Origin of the sequence: Salinimicrobium sp. 3283s, assembly GCF_039602225.1 — a bacterium.
Classification (GTDB): domain Bacteria; phylum Bacteroidota; class Bacteroidia; order Flavobacteriales; family Flavobacteriaceae; genus Salinimicrobium; species Salinimicrobium profundisediminis.
The window spans coordinates 1,153,039-1,178,663 of record NZ_CP143631.1 but is presented as its reverse complement, the minus strand read 5'-3'; the positions used below and the strand labels follow the sequence as shown (position 1 = coordinate 1,178,663).

Genomic DNA, 25,625 nt, shown 5'->3' with positions numbered 1-25,625 from the left:
TAAAGAATTAATTATAAAAAGCATATGTCTCATTACGAAGCACCTATTCGAAAGCCTTTAGTACTTGGCGATAAGACCTATCATGATGTAACGGTCGATGTTGCTGCGCCTGTTGAAGGACGAGCTAACAAATCATGGTGGATAGTTTTCTCTATTGCACTTGTCGCTTTTCTATGGGGATTAGGTTGTATTATCTATACCGTTTCAACAGGAATTGGAACCTGGGGATTAAACAGGACCGTTGGTTGGGCCTGGGATATCACTAACTTTGTATGGTGGGTAGGTATTGGTCACGCCGGTACACTTATTTCGGCGGTTCTATTACTTTTCCGTCAAAAATGGAGAATGGCAATTAACCGTTCTGCCGAAGCTATGACCATCTTCTCGGTAGTACAGGCAGGGTTGTTCCCTATCATTCACATGGGGCGCCCATGGCTTGCATATTGGGTACTTCCTATTCCAAACCAGTTTGGTTCTCTATGGGTAAACTTTAACTCACCGCTACTTTGGGACGTTTTTGCAATCTCTACCTATCTTTCTGTATCGCTTGTTTTCTGGTGGACAGGATTGCTTCCAGATTTTGCAATGATTAGAGACAGGGCTGTAAAACCATTTCAGAAACATATCTACGGAATTTTAAGTTTTGGATGGAGTGGGCGTGCTAAAGACTGGCAGCGTTTTGAAGAAGTGTCGCTTGTTTTGGCAGGTTTGGCTACCCCTCTTGTACTTTCGGTGCATACCATCGTATCTTTTGACTTTGCTACATCGGTAATTCCGGGATGGCATACTACTATTTTCCCGCCTTACTTTGTTGCGGGTGCGATCTTCTCAGGTTTTGCAATGGTGAACACCTTGCTTATTATCATGAGAAAGGTTTCAAATCTTGAAGACTATATTACCATTCAGCACATAGAGCTTATGAACATCGTGATCATGATCACAGGTTCTATTGTTGGTGTTGCTTATATCACGGAATTATTTATGGCCTGGTACTCGGGTGTGGAATACGAACAGTATGCTTTCCTTAACAGGGCTACAGGACCTTACTGGTGGGCTTACTGGTCTATGATGACCTGTAATGTGTTCTCGCCACAGTTCATGTGGTTCAAAAAATTACGTACCAGCATCATGTTCTCTTTCTTTATCTCTATTGTTGTAAACATCGGGATGTGGTTTGAACGTTTCGTAATTATTGTGACTTCACTGCACAGAGATTACCTGCCTTCTTCCTGGACCATGTTCTCCCCAACTTTTGTAGATATTGGGATCTTTATTGGAACTATTGGATTCTTCTTCGTGTTGTTCCTGCTTTATGCCAGAACATTCCCTGTAATTGCACAGGCAGAGGTGAAGACAATTCTTAAAGCTTCGGGTGACCGTTATAAGAAATTAAGAGCCGAACATGGAGATCATGTTGATCACGTAAACCCAAACCCTGTAGGAAAAGAGCCTGCTGTTAATAAAGCTGAAGGTTGGATAAAGAGGGGGGAATTTGAGGCAAAGCGGGAGCATGAACCAACTACCCATACTGAAGGACTAACAAATTCTGAAATCGATCGGGATAAAATTGATGAAATGTTACACAGAATTGGCATTTTTGACCCCGGAACAGAATCTGCCGATGACCTTCAAAAGCTTAACGGTGTAGGCCCGGTTATGGAACAGCGCTTACATCAGGTAGGGATATATACTTATGCACAGGTTAGTAATCTTTCCTTTGAAGATTATACCTTACTTGACAGGGTAATAGAGAACTTCCCTACTGCCGATAACAGAGGGGACTGGAACCAACAGGCAAACGAACTAAAAAGTAAATAAGAATGGCATCTAAAGTTATACACGCTCTTTATACAGATGACGACTTGCTTTTACAGGCTGTAAGGCAAGTAAGGGAGGCTCGCTACAGCATTGGGCAAATCTATACGCCTTTTCCGGTTCACGGGCTAGATAAAGCGATGGGGTTGGCGCCAACCAGACTGGCAATTACTGCCTTTCTTTATGGGATCATTGGATTGTCTGTAGCAGCAGCTATGATGAATTTCATCATGATTGAAGACTGGCCAATGGATATTGGAGGAAAGCCGAGTTTCAGCTTTATTCAAAATATGCCTTCTTTTGTTCCTATTATGTTTGAATTAACAGTGTTTTTTGCTGCCCACCTTATGGTGTTTACCTTCTTTATGAGAAGTAAACTGTGGCCATTCAAGAAAGCAGAGAACCCTGATAGTAGAACCACCGATGATCATTTCCTTATGGAAGTTGTAGTTGGGAGCCATGATGCAGAGGAGCTAACCGGATTTTTGTTCAACACCGGTGCTTCTGAAATTAAACTAATAGATAAGAAATAAACCCAATGAAAAGTTTATTTAAAAGATCCATATTTTTCATTTTAGCGGTAACGGTGGTTTCCTGTGTAGAGAACTCTAAACCCAATTACCAGTATATGCCAAATATGTACGAGACTGTAAGCTATGAACCATATGGAGCTTACGAAGTTTTTGTTAATGAACAGGAGGCGAAACTTCCCGTAGAGGGAACGGTATCAAGAGGGTGGAAACCTTACGAATATGAGAATTCTCCCGAAGGTTATGCTACTGCCAAAACCGAATTGGAAAATCCGCTGCCATACACCGAAGATAATCTTGCTGCAGGAAAAGCCCTATATACTATTTATTGTGCAGTTTGTCATGGTGATAAGGGAGATGGAAAAGGTATACTTGTACAGCGTGAGAAATTCCTTGGTATCCCTAATTATTCCGATGTGGGGAGAGCCATTACAGAAGGTAGTGTATACCACGTGCAATATTACGGGCTTAACGCCATGGGGTCGTATGCCTCACAAACTTCTATTGAAGAGCGCTGGTTGATCACTCATTATGTTATGAAGCTTAAGAATGATCTTGAAGGAGGGCCTGAAAGAGCGTTTGAAGCTGCACCCGGAACTGAGCCTGAGGAGAATCTTATGCCGCCTGTAAATGCCGAGCAGACTATGGATGTTAAGCAGAACGAAGCCGAAGGAGAACCAATTGACGAAAACTAAGAATAACAGCATTAGATATTATACAATATGTACACGCTATCCAGTAAATTAAAATTATTTTCCATTATCCTCATGGTTGTTGGTCTCTTAGGCCTTGTCTACGGATTCTTCGCCGTTCCTTCTACTATTGAAGATGTGAGGGAGCTTGTAGCACATGATGGTCATGGAGAAATGGTTGAAATGCCTTTAACCGGGCAAACTGAAGATGAGTTGGAAGATGATGCCAGAGGGTTTGACTATGTGCCTTCTGAACATAAAGTAGAAACCGATCGTACAGATGAAGAGGTACACAAAATGGCCGAAGATGCCGAGTTAGTGCACCTGGAGCATATTCTACATCAGCTTCAGAACAAGCCCTGGGCAGCGTTATACGTGGCTGCTTTCTTCTTCTTTATGATAGCACTTGGGGTACTCGCGTTTTACGCAGTACAATTTGCAGCCCAGGCAGGATGGTCTCCTGTACTTTTCAGAGTAATGGAAGGGATCACTGCATATTTGCTACCTGGTGGGGTTATTATGTTCATTTTACTGGCGCTTTCATCTTTTCATTTTAACCATTTGTTTATATGGATGGATCCGGAAGTTGTTGCACACGATGAGATTATTCAGAATAAACAATCCTATCTTAATGTTCCGTTTTTCCTGATAAGAGCTTTAATTTATATTGGAGGGTGGGTATTGTTTAGACATCTTCTAACCAGAAATTCAAGAAAACAGGACGAGGCTACAGGTATTACCTGGTATAAAAAGAACTTTAAATTGGCTGCCGGATTCCTTGTATTCTTTATTGTTACAGAATCAATGATGTCATGGGACTGGATTATGAGTTTAGATCCACACTGGTTTAGTACCCTTTTTGGATGGTATGTTTTCTCCAGTATGTTTGTTTCGGGAATTACCGTGATCGCTTTGGTTACTATTTACCTTAAATCACGCAACTATTTGCCATTCGTTAATGACAGCCACATTCATGACCTGGCCAAATTCATGTTCGGGATCAGTATTTTCTGGACTTACCTTTGGTTCTCACAGTTCTTGCTTATCTGGTATTCTAACATTCCGGAAGAGGTTACCTATTACGTGGCGCGTATAGAAGATTACGGATTGGTGTTTTTTGGTATGGTAGTATTAAACTTCCTGTTTCCTTTGCTCTTGCTTATGAACAGCGATTTCAAAAGAGTGAACTGGTTTGTGGTAATGACAGGAATAATTATCTTACTGGGTCATTACCTGGATATCTTTGTGATGGTAATGCCTGCAACCGTGGGAGAATCATGGTTCATTGGTATTCCTGAGCTTAGTGCCCTGGCATTTTTTGGAGGATTATTTATTTTTGTGGTATTTAGCGCTCTAACAAAAGCACCACTGCTTGCAAAGGGCAATCCTTTCATCAAGGAGAGTGAGCATTATCATTATTAAAAGATTGTTAAAAGAGAAACTATAAAATGACAGTATTTTTAATCATAATAGTAGTAGCATTATTTGCGATAACTATCTGGCAACTTTCCAGGATCTTCCAATTGTCGAGGAATACTAATTCTATCGATTCATCAGAGATCGCAAGTGATAAGGATAACAGAACACAGGGTAACCTTATGCTTGCCTTTGGTATCGCATTTTATCTTTTTATGCTTTATAACTTCTGGAACTTTAGCGACAGGGCTTTACCTGCAGCTTCTTCAGAACATGGAGCAGATTATGATAACCTGTTGTTGATCACCATGGCTGTGATCATGTTCGTACAGGTTATCACCCAGGGTCTTCTTCACTATTTTGCCTTTAAATACAAAGGTAAGAAAGGACAGAAGGCACTTTTCTTTGCCGATAACGATAAACTGGAATTTGTATGGACTATTATCCCGGTAATCGTATTGGCCGGTTTGATTATCTACGGATTATTTACCTGGAGTGATATTATGGATGTGGATGAAGAAGATGATCCTATCGTAATTGAACTTTACGCCAAGCAGTTTAGCTGGCAGGCACGTTACGCCGGGCAGGATAATGTACTTGGTAAAGCAAATGTTCGCTTTATTGAAGGGGCTAACACTATGGGGGTTGACGAAAGTGATCCATATGCTATGGATGATGTTATCACTGCAGAGATCCACCTTCCGGTAAACAGGCCTGTGCTTTTTAAAATGAGATCTCAGGATGTATTGCACTCTGCTTACTTCCCTCACTTTAGAGCCCAAATGAACGTAGTGCCGGGTATGATCACTCAGTTTTCGTTTACACCAACTGTAACGACCGATGAGATCAATGAAACCGAATATATGAGAGACAAGGTCGCTTATATTAACGAGATCAGGAGGGAGAAAAGCGCCGAGCTGGCTGCATTGGGTGAAGAGCCTTTAAGCGATTATGATCAATTTGAATATTACCTCTTGTGTAATAAGATTTGTGGTGTGGCACACTACAACATGCAAATGAAAGTAGTTGTAGAAACTGAAGAAGAATTCAATACCTGGATGGCAGAACAAAAGAAATATTCTGAAACCATGGAAGCTGCAACTGCAGGCAGGCAGGTTGAAAAGAATAGTGGGAGCGAACTTGCACAGGTAGAAAATTAATTAAGTTAAGAATAAAGAAATATGTCAGCAGTAGGACAAGTACCGGTTAATGAACACGCTCATGATGATCATCACCATGAGGGTAATTTCTTTACGAAATATATATTCAGCATGGATCATAAGGTTATTGCAAAGCAATACCTTTTCACTGCGCTTTTTATGGGGATTATTGGAATTGCAATGTCCATCTTCTTCCGTATGCAGCTTGCATGGCCGGCTGAATCATTTAAAATATTTGAGATCTTTCTGGGCAAATGGGCTCCAGATGGTGTTATGAGTCAGGAGATCTATCTTGCACTTGTAACTATCCACGGTACCATCATGGTATTCTTTGTACTTACACAGGGGCTTAGTGGAACTTTTAGTAACCTGTTGATCCCGCTTCAAATTGGAGCCCGTGATATGGCTTCAGGATTTATGAACATGCTGTCTTACTGGCTGTTCTTTCTTTCCTGTATTATCATGCTTAGCTCTTTGTTTATTGAATCGGGCCCTGCTTCAGCCGGGTGGACAATTTATCCGCCCCTAAGTGCATTGCCGCAAGCTATTGGTGGTTCTGGTCTTGGTATGACGCTGTGGTTAATATCTATGGCAATTTTCATCGCTTCATCTCTTTTAGGTTCACTAAATTATATTGTTACAGTCATTAACCTTAGAACTAAGGGAATGTCTATGACACGTTTGCCTTTAACTATTTGGGCGCTTTTTGTTACTGCTATTATTGGAGTAGTTTCTTTCCCGGTGCTGTTATCGGCAGCTTTGATGCTTATTATGGATAGGAGCTTCGGAACTTCTTTCTTCCTTAGTGATATTTACATTGGAGGAGAAGTGCTGCACTACCAGGGTGGTTCGCCTATTCTTTTTGAACACCTTTTCTGGTTCCTTGGGCACCCTGAAGTATATATTGTTATTCTTCCTGCCATGGGTATCGCTTCAGAGATCCTGGCAACCAACTCCAGAAAACCCATTTTTGGATACCGTGCAATGATCGCGTCTATTTTGGGTATTGCCTTTCTTTCAACAATCGTTTGGGGGCACCACATGTTCGTATCGGGTATGAACCCGTTCCTTGGTTCGGTGTTTACCTTTACAACTTTATTGATCGCAATTCCTTCCGCAGTAAAAGCCTTTAACTGGATCACCACGATCTGGAAAGGGAACCTGCAAATGAACCCTTCAATGCTGTTCTCTATTGGTTTCGTTTCTACCTTCATTACAGGAGGTCTAACCGGGATCGTTCTTGGAGATAGTACTCTTGATATTAACGTGCACGATACTTACTTCGTTGTGGCTCACTTCCACCTGGTGATGGGTATTTCTGCCCTCTACGGAATGTTCGCAGGTATCTACCACTGGTTCCCAAAAATGTTTGGGCGTATGATGAACAAGAACCTCGGGTACATCCATTTCTGGATCACTATTATAGGGGCTTATGGGGTATTCTTCCCAATGCACTTTGTAGGTATGGCAGGTCTACCACGTAGATATTATGACAACACTGCTTTCCCATACTTTGATGACCTTTTAGAGGTGAATGTATTGATCACTGTGTTCGCTATAGTAACTGCACTGGTACAGTTGGTATTCCTTTACAACTTTATCCATTCTATAGTTGCCGGGAAAAAAGCTACTGCCAACCCATGGAATTCCAATTCACTTGAGTGGACTACTCCTGTTGAACCTATCCACGGAAACTGGCCTGGTGAGATTCCACACGTTTACCGTTGGGCTTACGATTACAGTAAAACAAATGAAAATGGTGAGTATGTGATTGCAGGGCAGGACTTCGCCCCACAAAACGTACCGCTTCAAAAAGGGGAAGAAGAGCTTAATCATTAAGCTTTCCCTTCTTTAATACTACAAAGCCTTTTCATCTAATGAAAAGGCTTTTTCTTTTATCTTTGTTCCAAACGTGATGAGCATGAACGAAAACCTTGATCCCACCGGTGAAAATTTTTCTTCGGAAGAACTTGACATCGAAAGAGCTTTACGGCCTCTCGAATTTGATGATTTTGCAGGCCAGGATCAGGTATTGGATAATCTGAAGGTTTTTGTTGAAGCTGCCAATCAACGTGGGGAAGCTCTTGATCACACCTTGTTTCATGGTCCTCCGGGGCTTGGTAAAACTACTTTAGCACACATTCTGGCCAATGAGCTTGGCGTGGGTATAAAAGTAACTTCAGGCCCTGTGCTCGATAAGCCCGGTGATCTTGCAGGTTTGCTTACCAATCTCGATGAAAGGGATGTATTATTCATAGATGAGATCCATCGCCTTAGTGCCGTAGTGGAAGAATACCTCTATTCGGCTATGGAAGACTACCGTATCGATATCATGATCGAAACAGGTCCAAACGCCCGTTCTGTACAAATCAATTTAAATCCCTTTACGCTAATAGGTGCAACCACACGTAGCGGATTACTCACCGCGCCAATGCGGGCACGTTTTGGGATCTCCAGTCGACTCGAATACTACACCACCGAATTGCTTTCTGATATTGTTCAACGAAGTGCGCATATTCTAAAAGTTCCAATTTCTATGGAAGCTGCTATCGAAATTGCCGGCCGTAGCCGTGGGACACCGCGTATCGCAAATGCCCTTTTACGAAGGGTACGCGATTTTGCGCAAATAAAAGGCAATGGGAAAATAGATATTGAAATTGCTAAGTACAGCCTTAAAGCCCTAAATGTAGATGCTCACGGGCTGGACGAAATGGATAATAAGATCCTCACCACTATTATCGACAAGTTTAAAGGTGGCCCCGTGGGCATCACCACCCTTGCAACCGCAGTGAGCGAAAGCGCAGAGACTATTGAAGAAGTTTACGAGCCTTTCCTTATTCAACAGGGGTTCATTCAACGGACACCCCGGGGGAGGGAAGTCACAGAAGCAGCCTATAAACACCTCGGAAGAGTAAGAGGCGGTATCCAGGGCGGATTATTTTAAGATTGGCATTTTAGACCTCACAGGCTTCTAAAACCTGTGAGGTCTGCCAGAGATCCAAAAACATGAAAGACACCAGGGGTATACCAACAGTTTCCAGACTTGAATTCTATAAAAGTGCAGCCGGCATATTGAAAAATCCGTTGCCCTTTCATAACCAGAATTTTCAGAAATATGGAGATACCTTCAGGTTGAACATTGGTTTTGGTCGCAAGATCATTTTTTCCCGCGACTCAGGTTTTGCCGAATACGTGCTTCAGAAGAATCAACGGAATTACAAGAAGTCCGAGATCCAGACTCAGGATATGGCAAAATATCTCGGTCAGGGTCTGCTTACTGCCGAAGGAGAGCTTTGGAAAAAACAGCGTAAGCTCATTCAGCCTGCTTTTCACAAAAAGCAATTAGCGGGGCTGTTAGATAAAGTTCAGGCTGCAATCACTGTGGAGCTAAACAAGATAAGAACGAATGCCCCTATGGATATTTTTCCGGTGTTCAACGATCTGGCTTTTCAAACTGTGGTAAAATCCCTTTTTAGCAGTGCCGTGGGGCAGCAGGAGATCAACAGGTTGCAGTACATTACAGAGGCGGCTCAAAAAATGCTTGTTCGGGAGTTGAGGCAGCCGTACCTGAGCTGGTACTTTAAATGGTTTGGAAAGATTAAGCAGCACCTGGACCTTACCAACGAAGCAAGGCAGATCCTCACCCGCCTTATTGAAGAGCGAAAGCAAAGTGAAAAACGGGAAGACGACCTGCTCGATATGCTGCTCGATGCCCGCTACGAAGACGGAAATGCCATGAGCCACAAGCAGCTGGTTGACGAGATCCTCATCCTGTTCACTGCCGGCCATGAAACCACTTCAAACGCGCTCACTTTTATTACGCAGCTGCTGGCCAGAAATCCTGAAATTCAGGAGAAGATCTTTGCTGAAGTAAAAGCCGCTAAAGAAAATTCAGGAGAGCTTATGGAATTCCTGAGAAACTGTCGTTACACCCAGGCAGTCGTAGAGGAGGGGATGAGGCTGTATCCGCCAGTATATTTTATTGACCGGGTAAATCTTGAAGACGATGAATACGAAGGGAAATCTTTTCCTGCAGGTACGAGCCTCCTGTTTTCGATCTATGAGATCCATCGGCATCCAGACCTATGGGAAGAGCCAGAGAAGTTTTTACCTGAAAGATTTCTTGAAGGAAAATACGCCAACTATTTTCCGTTTGGTGCAGGCCCGCGAAAATGCATCGGGAATAATTTTGCTATGTATGAAATGGTAATGACAGTAGCCGAACTGGTTTCCAGGTACAAAATTGAGGCCGGCACGGGAGAAATCGAAATTCAGCCGCTCATCACCCTTAAACCAAAAAACGCAGTACTTCAGTTTAAGCTTCGGAAATAATCCCTTCCAAAAATGCTATTTTTGGCACCTCATAATTTTTTATGTTGGGCACAGAAGTTGCAAAGTTTCAGAAAGTGAATAATTCAGCAAGATCAAAGAACAGCGCTTTAATTAAAGCCGAAGCTCAGCGCCTTGGCTTTTTGTCCTGCGGAATTTCCAAAGCTGAATTCCTTGAAGAAGAGGCACCACGCCTGGAAGAATATCTGCAAAAAGAAAGACACGGAAAAATGTCATTTTTGGAGAACTACTTCGACAAGCGCCTCGATCCCACAAAACTTGTTGAAGGTTCCAAAAGTGTGATTTCCCTCCTGCTCAATTATTATCCCGAAGAAAAACAGCGGGAAGATTCCTACAAGATCAGTAAATATGCTTACGGCACCGATTATCACTTTGTCATAAAAGATAAACTGAAAAGTTTGCTGCAGTTCATTCAGCAGGAAATAGGCGAGGTTGAAGGCCGTGCTTTTGTAGATTCGGCGCCGGTAATGGATAAAGCCTGGGCCGCCAAAGCAGGGTTGGGCTGGGTTGGGAAGCATACGCTACTGCTGTCGAAGCAAAAAGGCTCGTTCTTTTTTGTGGCCGAGCTTATTGTAGACCTGGAACTGGAGTATGACGCGCCGGTAACCGATCACTGCGGAAGCTGTACCGCCTGTATCGACGCCTGCCCCACAAATGCCATTGTAGAGCCTTATAAAGTTGACGGCAGCAAGTGCATTTCTTATTTCACTATTGAACTGAAGGATCGGCTTCCACAGGAAATGAAGGGGAAATTTGATGACTGGGCCTTTGGATGTGATACTTGCCAGGATGTGTGCCCGTGGAATAGATTTTCAAAGCCTCACAATGAACCACTCTTCAACCCGCATCCCGAGTTGCTTAGCATGAGCAAAAAGGACTGGGAAGAGATCACAGAAGAGACTTTCCGGAAGGTGTTTAAAAAGTCGGCTGTGAAACGCACCAAGTATAGCGGACTCACAAGGAATATCAGGTTTTTAAAAGATTAGACTCCCGGCAAATTCAGTTTTGACAGGATTTCCCTGCTCATCTTTGGCGGGGCTTTCAAATTTCAAATTTTCAAGGGCATCTTTAACTATTTGGGTCATCCGTTTTCCGGAAGCAATTGCGATTACATTCAGAGTTTTTCCTTGTTTGTTTACTTCAAAGAAATATTTTATTTCTGTGCCCGATTTTATCTTTGGTATTTCTTTTTGAAGATGTGCTCTCAATTTTTCGTTTGTCATTTTCCGAAAGCATTCTTTGTTATCGGGCATAGAGACACATTCCTGATATTCCGGAGGAAATTTTAGTTCTTCAAACTTAATAACTCCCAGCCGTTCTGTTTCCTGCCTGCCCAGGCTCTTTTCGATGTTTTTTTGGAAATCTTCAGAACTCAGATATTCTTCCATGCTGTTATGATTTACGGTTCTAAAAGTGATTGGCAAAGAATGCAGCACAGCCACCTTTTCACCATTTAGGGTTGCAGGTTCTTTGATCTTAAGCATCTTAATTACCCTTTTTGCCTCTTTCCTATGCTTACTATCCTCTGCGCGCACCTTTACATCCTGCACCTGCCCATCTGCCGAGACTTTGAATTGAACATAAGCCTTCCCTGTAGCATGTAAGGTTTTCCTAATGTCTAGATTGGCTTGAATGTGATCGTTTAGCTTAGCATTAAAGCAATCTTTAGTATCTTTAGAATCGTCGCACGTCCCAATAACCGGTGCGGTATCAACAGCAGGCAAAAGGTAAGCATCCTGTGAAAATGAATTATTACTGAAAAAGAATAGAAATAGGAATAAGTAAAGATATTTCATGAAGTTATTTTTTTTAAAAATAAAAATTTTTAAGCAGTTTCTCCTGATCCTGTGTTTCTTCGGAATTTCCCATCAGCTTTTTGCGCAGACTGAAACCTTTAAACTTAAGGTTGATTCGGCCTTCGAGAGGCTGATTGCTGTGGCCGATACCGATGGCGACAAAAAGATTACTGTAGAAGATGATCCAAAAATGCCATTTTTGATACCTCATTCCCAGGGAGATTCGGTAGCAATCAGGGAAATCTATTATTTATCAAATTTACTTCAGGAGCTGGCAGTAGCTAGGGCTCAAAATAAAGATTCAGTAGAAATTTCGATTGACAGGATCAAGGAGCCGCCTACGCAGCGCATTTCCAGGAGGATTGAAACGCAGTTTTGGGATGATCTCACCCGCACGATTGACCGTAAGGGGATTCAAAAGATCCTTAGAGACACAAAAGCTTCAGATGACGTACAGCGCTTGTATGTGCCGGCTACCGATACTTCAGGGATTAGGTATTACAAAGATCTTCAGCAGGAGCTAAGCGGGTTTGAGGTGGTGGTGCTTCCGGAGAAAATAACTCCGCAGTATGTCAAATCCATTAACGATAAACCCGGCCTGCTTGCCCTGAAAATAGAAAATGACCGCGGGGTTCCTTTTGTGGTGCCTGGCGGCAGGTTCAACGAAATGTATGGGTGGGACAGCTATTTTGAAGGCGTAGGATTGCTAATTGACGGGAGAATTGATCTCGCAAAGGCGATGGTCGACAATTTTGTTTACCAGATCAACCACTACGGAAAGATCCTGAATGCCAACCGCTCCTATTACCTCACAAGGACTCAGCCGCCGTTCATGTCTTCATTTGTGCGCGAGGTTTATGAAGCTATGGAAGTTAAGGATGAAGCCTGGCTGCGCGAGGCGCTGAATGCTGCCATAAAAGAGTATGAGCAGGTTTGGATGGAGGAAGGAGAGCGACTAACCGGGAACGGACTTAACCGATACTATGCGCAGGGAATAGGCATCCCGCCAGAGACCGAAAAAGGGCATTTTAACGAGGTGCTTCAGGAATTTGCGGAGAAATATGGTTTGGAAGTTTCAGAATTTGTAGAGAAATACCAGTCGGGAGCAATAGATGCCCCTGAAGTAGATGAGTATTTCCTGCACGATCGCAGTTTGCGTGAGAGCGGGCACGACACTTCCTGGCGACTCGAAAACCGGGCGGCGCATCTAAATACCGTCGATCTCAATTCGTTACTTTACAAATATGAAAAAGATTTTGAATTTCTCATTGATGAATATTTTGATGAGCACTTTACCACTTCAGCAGGAAAAAAATATACCGATGATTACTGGGAAGAAAAAGCCGAAACTCGCAAAGCCCTAGTCAATGAATATTTGTGGAATGAACAAGACGGAAGTTTTTACGATTATAACTTTAAAACAGGAGAACAGACAAAATACATTTCGGCCACCAACTTTTATCCCTTGTGGAGCGGGTTAGCTTCCGAAGCACAGGCAGAAAGAATGGTTCCGCAGTTAATGCAGGATCTTAAGGCGCAGGGCGGCATACTTTCAAGCGCAAAATCTTCCGTAGAAAAAACCGCCACAAACGATGTGCAAAGGCAGTGGGATTATCCTTATGGTTGGGCGCCGCATCAAATGTTGCTTTGGCAGGGGTTGCTTGATTATGGCTATGAGGAGGAAGCCTATGAACTCATTTATCGCTGGCTCTGGATGATCACGAAAAACGCGGTTGATTACAACGGAACCATTCCCGAGAAATACGACGTGGTTGATGCCACGCATAAGGTTTATGCCGAATACGGAAATGTGGGGACAGAGTTTGATTATATCACCACTTCAGGATTTGGCTGGATGAACGCATCTTATCAGCTGGGTCTGGAATTACTTCCGAAGCAATACCGCGAAAGGCTGAACGTGCTGGTACCCCCCGAAAATGCCGGGTTTTAATTACTGAAAATGGCTGCATCGATACTTCCGATTGATTCATTGTGGTGGCAGTTAACATCAAAAAATAGGCTATAGCACCAAGCTATAAATGCGAAACTATTACCTTTGTGCTTGCCCCATAAACCGGGAAATTATGAAGAACGAACGCAAAAGACGTGAAGCTCTGGTATATCACGCAAAGCCCACACCGGGAAAGATTCAGGTTGTGCCCACCAAAAAGTACTCTACTCAAAGAGATTTGTCACTGGCATATTCCCCGGGAGTAGCAGAGCCCTGCCTTGAAATTCATAAAAATAAGGAGAACGTATATAAATATACCACTAAAGGGAACCTCGTGGCCGTTATTTCTAATGGTACCGCAGTTCTTGGGCTTGGGGATATAGGTCCTGAAGCCTCAAAACCGGTGATGGAAGGGAAAGGTCTGCTTTTTAAGATCTTTGCCGATATTGATGTTTTTGACATTGAAGTAGATACCAAAGATGTTGATGCTTTTGTAGAAACCGTCAAAAATATCGCGCCTACTTTTGGAGGTATTAACCTCGAAGATATTGCAGCGCCTGAAGCTTTTGAGATTGAAAAAAGGCTTAAAGCAGAACTGGATATTCCCGTGATGCACGATGACCAGCACGGTACTGCCATAATTTCGGCAGCAGCTTTGCTCAACGCGCTTGAGCTTGCCGGGAAAAAGATAGACGAAGTAAGAATTGTTATAAGTGGAGCAGGAGCTGCCGCAGTTTCCTGTACTAAATTATATAAGGCATTCGGTGCAAAGGCTGAGAACATCGTGATGCTTGACAGTAAAGGAGTCATTAGAAAAGACAGGGAAGGTCTTTCTGAAGAAAAATCAGAATTTGCTACAGCCCGAAAAATCGATACGCTCGATGAGGCCATGGTAGATGCCGATGTATTTGTGGGCCTTTCTATTGCCGATATTGTTTCGCCCGATATGCTTAATCAAATGGCTAAAAACCCTATCGTTTTTGCCATGGCGAACCCTAACCCCGAAATTGATTACGATCTTGCCTGCGCTACCCGTAAAGATATAATTATGGCTACGGGGCGTAGCGACCATCCTAACCAGGTGAATAATGTGCTTGGTTTTCCATTCATTTTTCGTGGCGCGCTTGATGTTCGTGCTACCAAGATCAATGAAGAAATGAAGATGGCAGCTGTAAAAGCCCTGGCCCGTCTTACCAAAGAGCCTGTGCCCGAGCAGGTGAATATTGCCTATGGAGAAACCCGGCTAAATTTTGGCAGGGAATATATTATCCCCAAACCATTTGATCCGCGTCTTATTTCAGAAGTGCCGCCGGCTGTGGCGAAAGCTGCAATGGAGTCGGGAGTTGCGCGTAGCCCAATTCAGGATTGGGATCGCTATGAAGATGAGCTGCTCGAAAGAATGGGTAACGATAGCAAGATCACCAGGCTATTGATGAACAGGGCGAAAATGGATCCGAAGCGGGTAATTTTTGCTGAAGCAGATCACCTCGATGTGCTTAAAGCTGCGCAGATTGCTTACGATGAAGGTATCGCCAAACCCATCTTGCTTGGTAGAAAGGATGTGATCACTGAACTGATGGCTGAAATTGATTTTAATGCCGAAGACGTAGAGATCATCGATTCAAAATCTGACGAGGAGGAAGCCAGGCGTAACCGCTATGCTGAAGTTTACTGGAAGTCCCGCCAGAGGAAAGGAGTTACCAAATATGATGCGGAGCTGTTAATGCGTGCCCGCAACTATTTTGCCGCAATGATGGTAAATGCCGGAGACGCCGATGCTTTGCTGTCGGGTTACTCAAGATCGTACCCTACCGTATTGAAACCTATGCTCGAACTTATTGGAAAGGCAAAAGGAGTTTCGAAGGTGGCAGCCACTAACCTGATGAATTCGGCCCGCGGCCCTATTTTCATCAGCGATACTTCAGTAAATATTGATCCTACTGCAAAAGAACTGGCCAAAATTGCACAAATGACGGCAAGAACTGTGCGCCTTTTTGGAATGGATCCTGTAATTGCCATGATCTCTTATTCTAACTTTGGATCTTCAACTAACGAGAAGGCCGAAAAAGTAAAAGAAGCAGTAGATTATCTGCACAGGTTCTACCCAGATCTTGTGGTAGATGGTGAAATGCAATCAGACTTTGCGCTAAACAAAGAGATGCTTCGCAAGAAATTCCCATTCTCAAAACTTGCCGGAAAAAAAGTTAATACGCTCATCTTTCCAAATCTTGATTCGGGTAACAGTACCTATAAACTCATCAAGGAGCTTAACAAAACAGAATCTGTAGGGCCAATCCTGATGGGTATGAACAAGCCGGTGCACGTATTGCAATTGGGGGCAAGTGTTGAAGAGATTGTGAATATGACAGCAGTAGCCGTGGTTGACGCCCAGGAAAAAGAGAAAAGAGCCAAACGGCAACAATAACATAATAACCGTGCAGGTGCTAAAAAGGCTACGTTTGTCTTGGAGTATTTTGGAAAATAAGTGAGACAGGAAAATGCCTTTTTTGAGGGGTTTTCCTGTTTTGCTATCCTGCAAATTTCATTACATTTGACGCCATAACCGTCTACTTTTCATGATCTATAGTATTAAAGGCCGCCTGGTTGAAAAAAATCCGACGAATGTAGTGATCGATTGCAACGGGGTTGGGTATTTTATTCATATTTCCCTTAACACCTATTCCCAAATTCCTTCAGGAGAATCCCTGCAGTTGTACACCCACCTTCAGGTAAAAGAAGATTCGCATACCCTGTATGGGTTCTGGGGAAAAACCGAAAGGGAGATTTTCAGGCTTTTGATCTCAGTTTCAGGAGTGGGCGCAAGTACTGCCCGTAGCATGTTATCTTCCCTTGAACCAGGGCAAATTATGGAAGCAATAGCTGCAGGTGATGTGGCAACCATCCAGGGAATTAAAGGCATTGGGGCTAAAACGGCGCAGCGGGTGATCATTGATCTTAAAGACAAAATTGTAAAAGTATTTGGTATTGATGAAGTTTCAGCAACTCAAAGCAATACAAACCGTGAAGAAGCGTTATCAGCTTTAGAGACCCTTGGGTATACACGAAAGCAATCAGAAAAAGTAGTGGAGAAAATTGTGAAGGCAGAACCCGATGCTTCAGTGGAATCTCTTATTAAGCAGGCACTTAAAAAACTATGACTCCTTTGGAGCAAAATTATAATTCCAGGTTTTGGCTTTCAATTTCCCTTGCATTCCTTGGTGTGCTGGTATTTTCTTCGCCTGCCCTGGCACAGGATACACTCGTTCAACAGGACAGCACAAAAACAGGATATTCTCTGGGGAAACTCAGGTTGCCTAATCCTAACAGCATAGTTGCTTCCTATACTTATGATCCTGTGCTTGACCGGTATGTTTATACCGAAACCCTGGGAAGGCTCAATATCACCGCCCCACTCATTCTCACTCCGCAAGAATATCAGGAGCTGGTGATCCAGGAAGGAATGCAGCAGTATTTTAAGGAAAAATCTGATGCACTTTCAGGAAGAAAAGAAGGTACAGAGGAAGGGCAGAGAGATTTGCTTCCCGGTTTTTATGTGAATTCAGATTTCTTTCAGAATATTTTTGGCGGCGGCGAAATAGAATTTATTCCGCAGGGATCGGTCGCACTTGATCTGGGAGTGCTGTATTCCAAAAGAGATAATCCTGCGTTCTCACCGCGAAACAGAAGTTCGTTCACTTTTGACTTTGATCAGCGCATTCAGTTAAGCCTTTTGGGAAATGTTGGAGAACGTCTTAAGGTAACTGCCAACTACGATACCGAATCTACTTTCGATTTTCAAAACCAGTTAAAGCTGGAATATACGCCTACCGAAGATGATATCATTCAGAAGATCGAGGTGGGGAATATTACTATGCCGCTCAACTCGGCTTTGATACAGGGCGCGCAGAGTTTATTTGGGATCAAGACCCAGCTTCAGTTTGGTAAAACCACAATAACCGGAGTTTTTTCTGAACAAAAGAGCGAACGGCGCACCGTGAATGTAGAAGGTGGTGCAACCGTGCAGGAGTTCGATAAATTCGCTATTGAATATGACGAGAATAAGCACTTTTTCCTCGCTCATTACTTTCGCGATCAATATGATGAAGCTCTTGAAAACTACCCTTTTATAAACTCTAATGTTCAAATTACCAGGGTGCAGGTTTGGGTTACCAACAGGACAAATAATGTTCAAAATCTTACCAATACCAGGAATATTGTCGCTATACAGGATCTGGGGGAAGCCCCGGTACCTGGAAATATTGGTTTGGAAAATGCGCCGGCTGGTTTCTTTAACCGCCCCGAAGGTTCCTTTGCCGATAACCGAAATAACGACCTTAACCCATTTGGAATAACAGGCCCTCAGGAATCTGTGCTTACCCCGGCAATAAGAGATGTGGCCAGGGTAGAATCTGGTTTCGGCGGTTTGCAGGTTTCGGAAGGAAGAGATTACGTGAAACTGGAAAATGCCAGGCAGTTAAAACCTACAGAATACAGGCTGGATACCAGGCTCGGGTATATCTCCCTTAATCAAAGGCTGGCGAGCGATGAGATTCTTGCAGTGGCTTTTCAATACACCGTGGGGGGAGAAGTTTACCAGGTGGGAGAATTTGCCAGTGATGGGATTGACGCCTCTGGAGGCACGGGGATAGAATCTTCTGTCTCTCAAAACCTGGTGGTGAAAATGCTGAAGAGCTCTGTTACCAATGTAGATGAGCCGGTGTGGGATCTTATGATGAAAAACATCTACAACCTTGCAGCATTCAATTTGGAGCGGGAAGATTTTAGGATGAACATTGTCTATACCGATCCTCAACCCCTCAATTACATCACAGGAGTTGACGGTGTTCCTCTGCCTGAAGATGTAGAGCAAACCACACTTTTAAGGGTATTTAACCTTGATAATCTAAATGTTGCGGGAGACCCAATTTCGGGTGGCGACGGTTTTTTCGACTTTGTGCCGGGAATCACTATTAACGCTGAAACGGGAAATATTATTTTCACTTCGGTAGAACCCTTCGGAAGTTATCTCTTTAAAAAACTTGATCTCAACCCAAACACGGGTTCTGAGAGGTACGAACTTCCCGAAACCTGGAATGCCAATCAGCAGAAGTATGTTTTTAGGGCGCTCTACGAAACTACCAAGACCCAGGCAGAACAGGAGCAGGCCGAAAAGAATAAATTTCAGCTTCGCGGGCGTTACAAATCTTCAAATGTTGAAGGAATTTCGATAGGAGCCTTTAATGTTCCGCAGGGATCGGTTACTGTAACAGCGGGAGGTCGTGTGCTGCAGGAAGGGGTAGATTATGTGGTGAACTACCAGTTTGGAAGGGTTCAGATCCTGGATGAAGCTTTACTGGCCTCAAATATTCCTATTCAAATATCAACAGAGAATAATGCCCTTTTTGGGCAGCAAACAAAACGTTTTACCGGGATTAACGTGGAGCATCTCTTCAATGAGAACTTCCTGATGGGGGCCACTTATTTAAACCTGAATGAACGCCCGTTAACTCAAAAATCCAACTACAGTTATGAGCCCATCAATAACACCATCCTGGGGCTCAACCTGAATTACTCTACCGAATTGCCCTTTTTGACACGCTGGGTGAATAAACTTCCCAATATTGACACCGATGTGGCATCTAATTTATCGCTGCGCGGGGAAGTTGCATATTTAATTCCGGGAGCGCCAAAAGGAAGTGAATTTGATGGTCGTGCTACCACTTACGTTGATGATTTTGAAGCCGCACAAACCTCTATAGCTATAGACAATCCTTTGGGTTGGGAACTTTCAAGTGTGCCGCTTGGTTTTGGAGGCGAACTGGCTAACGGAAACCTGGCAACCAATTACAAAAGAGCCAAACTGGCCTGGTACAGTATAGATCCTGTTTTCTACGGAAGCAACAGGCCCTCGGGTGTTTCAGATTCAGATCTTTCCAGCTATGCTACCCGCAGGGTGTTTCTAAACGAGATCTTTCCTAATGTAGATGTGGTGCAGGGGCAGTCTCAGGTACTTTATACCCTGGATCTTGCCTATTATCCAAATATTAGGGGGCCATACAATTATAATCCGCAGGCTGCCGGCGGAAATACCCTGCCAAATCCTGCAGAGAATTTTGGAGGCATCAGCCGGGCTATCAATTCAACCAACTTTGAGCAAAGCAATGTTGAATACATCGAATTCTGGATGATGGATCCCTTCCTGTATTCAGAAAATGCTGGAAATAACGGCGGAAAACTTGTCTTTAACCTCGGAAATATTTCCGAAGATGTTTTAAAAGATGGCAGGAAACAATACGAAAATGGTCTCCCTGTAAATGGAGGTGTAGAAAATACTACTTCTACCGAATTTGGTAAGGTGCCATCAAACCAGTCGCTTATTTATGCTTTTAATACTGAAGGGCAGGAAAGGCTGAATCAGGATGTAGGCTACGATGGACTTTCAGATGTCGAAGAAGCTGTGCAATATCCCGGGTTTGGAAACCTTCCCGATCCTGCAGCCGATAATTACGATTATTTTCTGAATGCTTCCGGAGGAATTTTAGAGCGCTACTACGATTACAACGGCATTGATGGTAACTCCCCGCCAGATGTTACCAACACAAATCGCGGTAACAGCACGCTTCCTACGGTTGAAGATCTTAACCGCGACAATACCATGAACACGGTTGACAGCTACTACGAATATGAGGTGCCTGTTTTCCCGAACATGAATATTGATAACAGCCGGTATGTGACCGATGTGAAGAACTTCAGCATAAGTTTGCCTAACGGGCAGGAAATGCCGGTGAGGTGGCTGCAATTCAAAATCCCGATTTATGAGCCTACTGCGGCCAAAGGCGGGATTGGTGACTTCAGGTCAATCAGGTTTATGCGAATGTTTGTGACCGACTTTGAACAGCCTACCGTGCTTAGGTTTGGAACTATGGATTTGGTGCGTGGAGATTATCGCAGGTATACCCAAACCCTAGATCCAGATAAATCTGACCCGGTTAATGAGAATACTACCTTCACGGTTTCTTCGGTAAGTATTGAAGAGAACGAGAACAGGCAGCCAATTCCGTATGTGCTGCCTCCGGGAGTAGATCGCGAAGAATTGATGAATAATAATACCCAGGTGAGACAGAATGAACAGTCGCTTGCTGTTAATGTTTGTGATCTTGAACCGCAGGATTCCCGTGGCGTTTATAAGAATTTCCAGTTAGACATGCGGCAGTATAAAAACCTGGAAATGTTCATTCACGCTGAACCCGTAGTGAACCGCCTAAAATGGCAGGAAGGGGAATTTGTTGCCTTTGTGAGGATTGGTACAGATTTTACCGATAACTTCTACCAGATTGAAATTCCGCTGAAACCAACAGAATTTGGAGCAGTTTCAGCTTCTGAAATCTGGCCTGTAGAAAACCGGATGAATTTGCCGCTTGAGCTGCTGCAGGAAGTGAAAGCTACTGTTATTGGAAACCCTGAATTAGTCTCTACCGAGCTTAATTTCTTTAGTGAGGCAGGAGACAGGGTCACAGCCGATACACCTTACGAGGTTGGCCAATTGAGAATTGGGATCAAAGGGAATCCAAGTTTTGGTAATGTTAGGATGCTCATGCTGGGTGTCAAAAATGGCCTTTCTGAAGCCTCTTCCAGGAATTTGTGTGGGGAAGTCTGGTTCAATGAACTTCGGCTTTCTGAGCTTAACAACCAGGGAGGGTGGGCAGCAATCGTGAATATGGATGCCAATGTAGCCGATTTCGCAAACCTTTCGGCTACCGGAAGAAAAAGCACGGTAGGTTTTGGTTCTCTCGAACAGGGGCCTAACCAAAGAAGCAGGGAGGACTTTTTGCAATATGATGTGGTGAGTAACCTAAATATGGGGCAGCTGCTGCCTAGAAACTGGGGATTGAGAATTCCGGTGAGTTACAGCTACGGTGAAGAATTGATCACTCCAAAATATGATCCCGAATTTCTTGACCTGGAACTGGAGACAGTACTTGATAATGCGGCGACAGATGAGATAAGGGATGATCTACAGGAAAGAGCAGAAGATTATACCCGTCGTCAAAGCATCAATGTGATTGGGCTGCGCAAAGAACGTGTAGATGAGGATAAGCCAATGCCGTATGATATTGAAAACTTAAGTGTTTCGGGAAGTTACAATCAGGTAGATCACAGGGATTTTGAGATAGAAGATGCTTTTGATCAAACTGTGCGGGTGGGGGCAACCTATGACTACACATTTGCACCAGTTAATATTGAACCTTTGCGGAATGTAAAAGCCCTTGACAGCAGTGCATATTTTGCACTTTTAAGGGATTTCAACTTCAATGTTTTCCCGTCGAACATTACGGCGACTTCCACGATTTTCAGGCAGTACAATGAGCAGAAGTTCAGGGAGATCAACCTGCCTCCGGGTTTTCTTAATGGTATTCCCACCCTTTATCAAAGGAATTTCCTGTTTGACTGGCAGTACACCATCAATTACAACTTTACAAAAAGCCTGAGGCTTAATTTTGATTCTTCAACCAACAGAGTGGTGAGGAATTATTTTGATGATGAAAATAATCCCGATACCACTACCAGAGTCTGGGACGGATTCTTTAATACGGGTATTCCAAATCAACATTTCCAGTCGCTGCAAATCAATTACGATCTTCCGTTGTCAAAGATCCCTGCACTTGGTTTCCTTAAAACTACTTATTCCTATACCGGTAACTTCCAGTGGGAACGTGGTTCTGAGATCTTTGAGACACTTGAAAATGTTCCCGATCTTGGTAACAGTATACAAAACTCAAATGTGCATCAGGTTAATGCAAACCTGGAGATGCAGACACTTTACGATTATTTAGGGCTCAAGAAAAGAACCCGACCCGGTGGAGGGCCCGATACTATCGAAGAACGCAGTAAGGCGGTGCCAACATTGGGTAATAAACCCACAGCGCCATCGAAGGCAGATGTTGCCAGGCTTGGTGCAGGTGATAGAACGTACAATACCCTGGTTGGCCTTTTCACTTCAATAAGGAGAATTCAGGTGAACTACCAGGAGAACAACGGGATCTTCCTGCCGGGATATACCAATGATATTGGCTTTTTAGGCACCTGGAATCCTACTCTCGGCTTTACTTTAGGTAGCCAGGAAGACGTTAGGTATATGGCTGCACGCAAGGGCTGGCTTACTTTGTATGAAGATTTTAACCAGCAGTACACCGAGGTAGAAAATGAGCAGCTGGGCATTAATGCTGAAGTTTCTCTCCTACCCGATCTTACCATCCAGTTAACGGCCAACAGGTTGTATTCTGAGACCTTTCAGGAGAATTTCAGGGTAACGGGAGAACAGTATAATCCGCTTACACCGCTTACTTTTGGTAACTTCAGTATTTCCACGATTCTGCTTAAGACCGCTTTTAATCAAACTTCGGCTGAATCTTCGGCTACTTTTCAGGAGTTCAGGGAGAACAGGCTGGCTGTGGCGAGAAGGCTGGCTGTAGCCAATGGATTTGACCCCAATGACACCGATGCAGAAGGTTATCCGGTAGGTTTTGGCAGGAACAGCCAGAACGTGCTACTACCGGCGTTTTTGGCGGCTTATTCGGGAGCCGATCCCGATGATGTTAGTCTTGGAGCTTTTAAAGATTTTCCTCTTCCCAACTGGAACCTTAAGTACACTGGCTTTATGCGCCTGCCCTGGTTCAGAAAGAATTTCAAGAGATTCTCAGTGAATCATGGTTATACTGCCGGGTACACGGTTAACCAGTTCCAAAGCAACTTAGATTATAAGCCTGCCAATCCCCGGGAGGTTGATCAGGCCGGGAATTACAAGAGCGAGCTGTTGTTTTCAAACATTAATCTTACCGAACAGTTTAGTCCGCTTGTGCGGGTGGATCTGGAAATGGCAAATTCGATTAAGATTTTAGCCGATATTCAGAAAGACAGGGCATTGTCATTAAGCTTTGACAACAACCTGCTTACCGAAATCAACGGGAACCAATATACCCTTGGGCTGGGATATCGCATAAAAGATTTAAAAATAGACACGAAGTTTGGAGGGCGTCAAAGGATATTGAGCAGCGACCTTAACTTTAAAGCAGATGTTTCTTACCGGCACAATGAGACGGTAATAAGATATCTCGATATTGATAACAGCCAGGTGACGGCGGGGCAGGATATATGGGCTATTTATTTTAAGGCAGATTATGCCCTTTCCAAGAACCTCACCGCCGAAATATATTACGATCACAGTTTCTCTGAATATGCCATTTCTACCGCATATCCGCAAACTACCATACGTTCGGGCGTAACTTTGAGATATAACTTCGGAAATTAAAAGGGGACGCTTGACTAAAAGGATTAAAAAATTACCTTTGTTATAATAAATTTCTAACCATGAAAATTCCAAAAGATTTAAAGTACACCAATGATCACGAATGGGTGAGAATTGAAGGAGATGTTGCAATAGTAGGTATTACCGATTTTGCCCAGGGTGAGCTGGGAGATATTGTTTATGTTGAAGTAGAGACTGTAGATGAAACTCTGGATAGAGAAGAGGTTTTTGGTACTGTTGAAGCTGTAAAAACAGTATCTGATCTATTTGCACCACTTTCTGGAGAGATCATCGAATTCAATGAGAGCCTTGAAGACGAGCCGGAAAAAGTAAATTCTGATCCTTACGGCGAAGGCTGGATGGTGAAGATCCGTTTTAGCGACCCATCTCAATTAGACGATCTTTTGAGTGCCGAAGAATATACAGAAATTGTTGAGGGTTAAACTCCTTTTCTTTTTTCCGGCCTTAATTTACACGGGGCTTATACTTTACCTGTCTCTCATTAACCTGGCCGATACTCCGGTAAAAGACCTGGGGATGAGCGATAAAACCATGCACTGTGGTGCCTATTTTGGTCTTGGCCTGCTGTGGATGCTATTTGGGCTTTTTACTTTTGAAGAAAAAGGCCTTTTTAAGAGGATAATGTTTATTTCCCTGGCTTCAGTTGCTTTTGGCATTTTTATTGAGGTTCTTCAGGGTGTAATAACCAGTTATCGTCAACCGGATCTTTTTGATATTCTTGCTAATACTATCGGAGTGGTAGTGGCCGCAATTGTCGTTTGGATCCTCAGGAAAAATCTAACGAGGTTAAAAGCTAAGATAAATTTAGTTTTAATGAAAAATTAATTATTTTAGCCAACCTATAATTAAAACGGAATTATGAAACCCAAAAAGAACCCAAAAGCTGATTTGTCCAGGAGAAGCGTTCTGTTCTTCCAGATTGGAATGATCGTGATGCTTTTTGTCACCTGGCAGGCGATTGAGTGGAAAACCTACGACAAGGAAGCTATTGATACCGGAATGGTTGATATGGATGCCTTTGAGGAGGAAGATGTGCCAATCACCGAATTGAATACGCCACCACCACCACCACCGCCACCACCGCCACCAGCACCCGAGGTTATCGAGATTGTAGAAGATGAAGAAGAAGTTGAAGAGACCGTAATCGAATCTACTGAGACTAACCAGGAAGAAATCGTGGAAGTTGAAGAAGTAGAGGTTGTTGAAGAAGAGGAAGAAATTGGGGACGTTCCGTTTGCAGTTATTGAAGATGTACCGGTTTTTCCTGGATGTGAGAATGAAAAGAACAACGAGGCTCGTAAAAACTGTATGAGTGAAAAGATCAATGATTTCGTAAACCGTAGATTTGATACAGGTTTGGGAAGTGATCTTGGTCTTTCAGGAATTAACAGGATTTACGTTCAGTTCAGGATTGAGAAGAACGGTGCTGTAACTGTGTTAGGGGCACGTGCTCCACACCCACGCCTACAGCAGGAAGCTGAAAGAGTAGTGAATATGCTACCTAAGATGCAACCTGGTAAACAACGTGGTCAACCGGTTGGGGTACTATACTCTCTGCCTATTACCTTTAGAGTACAGGACTAATTTA

The 25,625-nt window shown here is 43.4% G+C and carries 17 protein-coding genes; 16 read left to right on the top strand and 1 reads right to left on the bottom strand.

Annotated elements, in window-relative coordinates; translation table 11 throughout:
• Positions 1-24: 24 nt before the first annotated feature.
• The 9 genes from nrfD to queG all read left to right on the top strand — a co-directional run bounded on the left by nrfD (position 25) and on the right by queG (position 10,949).
• Positions 25-1,818: an NrfD/PsrC family molybdoenzyme membrane anchor subunit gene (gene nrfD, locus VS868_RS05175; RefSeq protein ID WP_266068389.1), complete on the top strand. Its 1,794-nt coding sequence runs from the start codon at positions 25-27 to the stop codon at positions 1,816-1,818.
• Positions 1,819-1,820: 2 nt separating this feature from the next.
• Positions 1,821-2,348, top strand: coding sequence for a DUF3341 domain-containing protein (locus VS868_RS05170; protein WP_266068390.1), 528 nt, complete (start codon positions 1,821-1,823; stop codon positions 2,346-2,348).
• 5 nt (positions 2,349-2,353) lie between these two features.
• Positions 2,354-3,040, top strand: a complete 687-nt coding sequence (locus VS868_RS05165) for a cytochrome c (RefSeq protein WP_345599414.1) — start codon at positions 2,354-2,356, stop codon at positions 3,038-3,040.
• Between the two features lie 27 nt (positions 3,041-3,067).
• Positions 3,068-4,459 carry a quinol:cytochrome C oxidoreductase gene (locus tag VS868_RS05160; protein ID WP_345599413.1) on the top strand — a complete coding sequence of 464 codons (1,392 nt, stop codon included), beginning with the start codon at positions 3,068-3,070 and terminating at the stop codon, positions 4,457-4,459.
• 26 nt (positions 4,460-4,485) lie between these two features.
• Positions 4,486-5,613: a cytochrome c oxidase subunit II transmembrane domain-containing protein gene (locus VS868_RS05155; RefSeq protein WP_266068395.1), complete on the top strand. Its 1,128-nt coding sequence runs from the start codon at positions 4,486-4,488 to the stop codon at positions 5,611-5,613.
• A 21-nt stretch (positions 5,614-5,634) separates the two neighbouring features.
• On the top strand, positions 5,635-7,452 hold the full coding sequence (locus tag VS868_RS05150) for a cbb3-type cytochrome c oxidase subunit I (RefSeq protein WP_266068396.1): 1,818 nt from the start codon (positions 5,635-5,637) through the stop codon (positions 7,450-7,452).
• Between the two features lie 82 nt (positions 7,453-7,534).
• A complete protein-coding gene (gene ruvB, locus VS868_RS05145) occupies positions 7,535-8,557 on the top strand; it encodes a Holliday junction branch migration DNA helicase RuvB (protein ID WP_266068397.1) in 1,023 nt (340 codons plus the stop codon).
• A 62-nt stretch (positions 8,558-8,619) separates the two neighbouring features.
• Positions 8,620-9,945, top strand: a complete 1,326-nt coding sequence (locus tag VS868_RS05140) for a cytochrome P450 (protein WP_345599412.1) — start codon at positions 8,620-8,622, stop codon at positions 9,943-9,945.
• A 74-nt stretch (positions 9,946-10,019) separates the two neighbouring features.
• Complete coding sequence (gene queG, locus VS868_RS05135) at positions 10,020-10,949, top strand: tRNA epoxyqueuosine(34) reductase QueG (protein ID WP_345599411.1); 930 nt, start codon at positions 10,020-10,022, stop codon at positions 10,947-10,949.
• Here queG and VS868_RS05130 read toward each other — a convergent pair.
• Complete coding sequence (locus VS868_RS05130; RefSeq protein ID WP_266068400.1) at positions 10,938-11,759, bottom strand: energy transducer TonB; 822 nt, start codon at positions 11,757-11,759, stop codon at positions 10,938-10,940. The two genes, queG and VS868_RS05130, sit on opposite strands and share 12 nt — an antisense overlap.
• Here VS868_RS05130 and VS868_RS05125 point away from each other — a divergent pair.
• The 7 genes from VS868_RS05125 (at position 11,758) to VS868_RS05095 (ending at position 25,621) form a co-directional block, all read left to right on the top strand.
• Positions 11,758-13,710, top strand: a complete 1,953-nt coding sequence (locus tag VS868_RS05125; protein WP_345599410.1) for a trehalase family glycosidase — start codon at positions 11,758-11,760, stop codon at positions 13,708-13,710. The genes VS868_RS05130 and VS868_RS05125 overlap by 2 nt on opposite strands.
• Before the next feature lie 133 nt (positions 13,711-13,843).
• Entirely contained in the window at positions 13,844-16,135 is a 2,292-nt protein-coding gene (locus VS868_RS05120; protein ID WP_266068402.1) for an NADP-dependent malic enzyme, read from the top strand.
• Positions 16,136-16,286: 151 nt separating this feature from the next.
• A complete protein-coding gene (gene ruvA, locus VS868_RS05115) occupies positions 16,287-16,868 on the top strand; it encodes a Holliday junction branch migration protein RuvA (RefSeq protein ID WP_345599409.1) in 582 nt (193 codons plus the stop codon).
• Positions 16,865-24,019 (top strand): cell surface protein SprA, encoded by a 7,155-nt coding sequence (gene sprA / locus VS868_RS05110; protein WP_345599408.1) that lies wholly within the window; start codon positions 16,865-16,867, stop codon positions 24,017-24,019. Before ruvA ends, sprA begins: the two co-directional genes overlap by 4 nt.
• Positions 24,020-24,078: 59 nt before the next feature.
• Positions 24,079-24,459, top strand: a complete 381-nt coding sequence (gene gcvH, locus VS868_RS05105; RefSeq protein ID WP_266068405.1) for a glycine cleavage system protein GcvH — start codon at positions 24,079-24,081, stop codon at positions 24,457-24,459.
• A 94-nt stretch (positions 24,460-24,553) separates the two neighbouring features.
• Positions 24,554-24,862: a VanZ family protein gene (locus VS868_RS05100; RefSeq protein WP_345599406.1), complete on the top strand. Its 309-nt coding sequence runs from the start codon at positions 24,554-24,556 to the stop codon at positions 24,860-24,862.
• Positions 24,863-24,895: 33 nt separating this feature from the next.
• A complete protein-coding gene (locus VS868_RS05095; protein WP_266068407.1) occupies positions 24,896-25,621 on the top strand; it encodes an energy transducer TonB in 726 nt (241 codons plus the stop codon).
• Positions 25,622-25,625 lie beyond the last annotated feature (4 nt).

Bases quoted from the DNA above. Each gene is read 5' to 3' on its own strand.
- nrfD (WP_266068389.1), top strand. From the start codon at position 25: ATGTCTCATTACGAAGCACCTATTCGAAAGCCTTTAGTACTTGGCGAT.
- VS868_RS05170 (WP_266068390.1), top strand. From the start codon at position 1,821: ATGGCATCTAAAGTTATACACGCTCTTTATACAGATGACGACTTGCTT.
- VS868_RS05165 (WP_345599414.1), top strand. From the start codon at position 2,354: ATGAAAAGTTTATTTAAAAGATCCATATTTTTCATTTTAGCGGTAACG.
- VS868_RS05160 (WP_345599413.1), top strand. From the start codon at position 3,068: ATGTACACGCTATCCAGTAAATTAAAATTATTTTCCATTATCCTCATG.
- VS868_RS05155 (WP_266068395.1), top strand. From the start codon at position 4,486: ATGACAGTATTTTTAATCATAATAGTAGTAGCATTATTTGCGATAACT.
- VS868_RS05150 (WP_266068396.1), top strand. From the start codon at position 5,635: ATGTCAGCAGTAGGACAAGTACCGGTTAATGAACACGCTCATGATGAT.
- ruvB (WP_266068397.1), top strand. From the start codon at position 7,535: ATGAACGAAAACCTTGATCCCACCGGTGAAAATTTTTCTTCGGAAGAA.
- VS868_RS05140 (WP_345599412.1), top strand. From the start codon at position 8,620: ATGAAAGACACCAGGGGTATACCAACAGTTTCCAGACTTGAATTCTAT.
- VS868_RS05125 (WP_345599410.1), top strand. From the start codon at position 11,758: ATGAAGTTATTTTTTTTAAAAATAAAAATTTTTAAGCAGTTTCTCCTG.
- VS868_RS05130 (WP_266068400.1), bottom strand. From the start codon at position 11,759: ATGAAATATCTTTACTTATTCCTATTTCTATTCTTTTTCAGTAATAAT.
- VS868_RS05120 (WP_266068402.1), top strand. From the start codon at position 13,844: ATGAAGAACGAACGCAAAAGACGTGAAGCTCTGGTATATCACGCAAAG.
- ruvA (WP_345599409.1), top strand. From the start codon at position 16,287: ATGATCTATAGTATTAAAGGCCGCCTGGTTGAAAAAAATCCGACGAAT.
- sprA (WP_345599408.1), top strand. From the start codon at position 16,865: ATGACTCCTTTGGAGCAAAATTATAATTCCAGGTTTTGGCTTTCAATT.
- gcvH (WP_266068405.1), top strand. From the start codon at position 24,079: ATGAAAATTCCAAAAGATTTAAAGTACACCAATGATCACGAATGGGTG.
- VS868_RS05100 (WP_345599406.1), top strand. From the start codon at position 24,554: ATGAGCGATAAAACCATGCACTGTGGTGCCTATTTTGGTCTTGGCCTG.
- VS868_RS05095 (WP_266068407.1), top strand. From the start codon at position 24,896: ATGAAACCCAAAAAGAACCCAAAAGCTGATTTGTCCAGGAGAAGCGTT.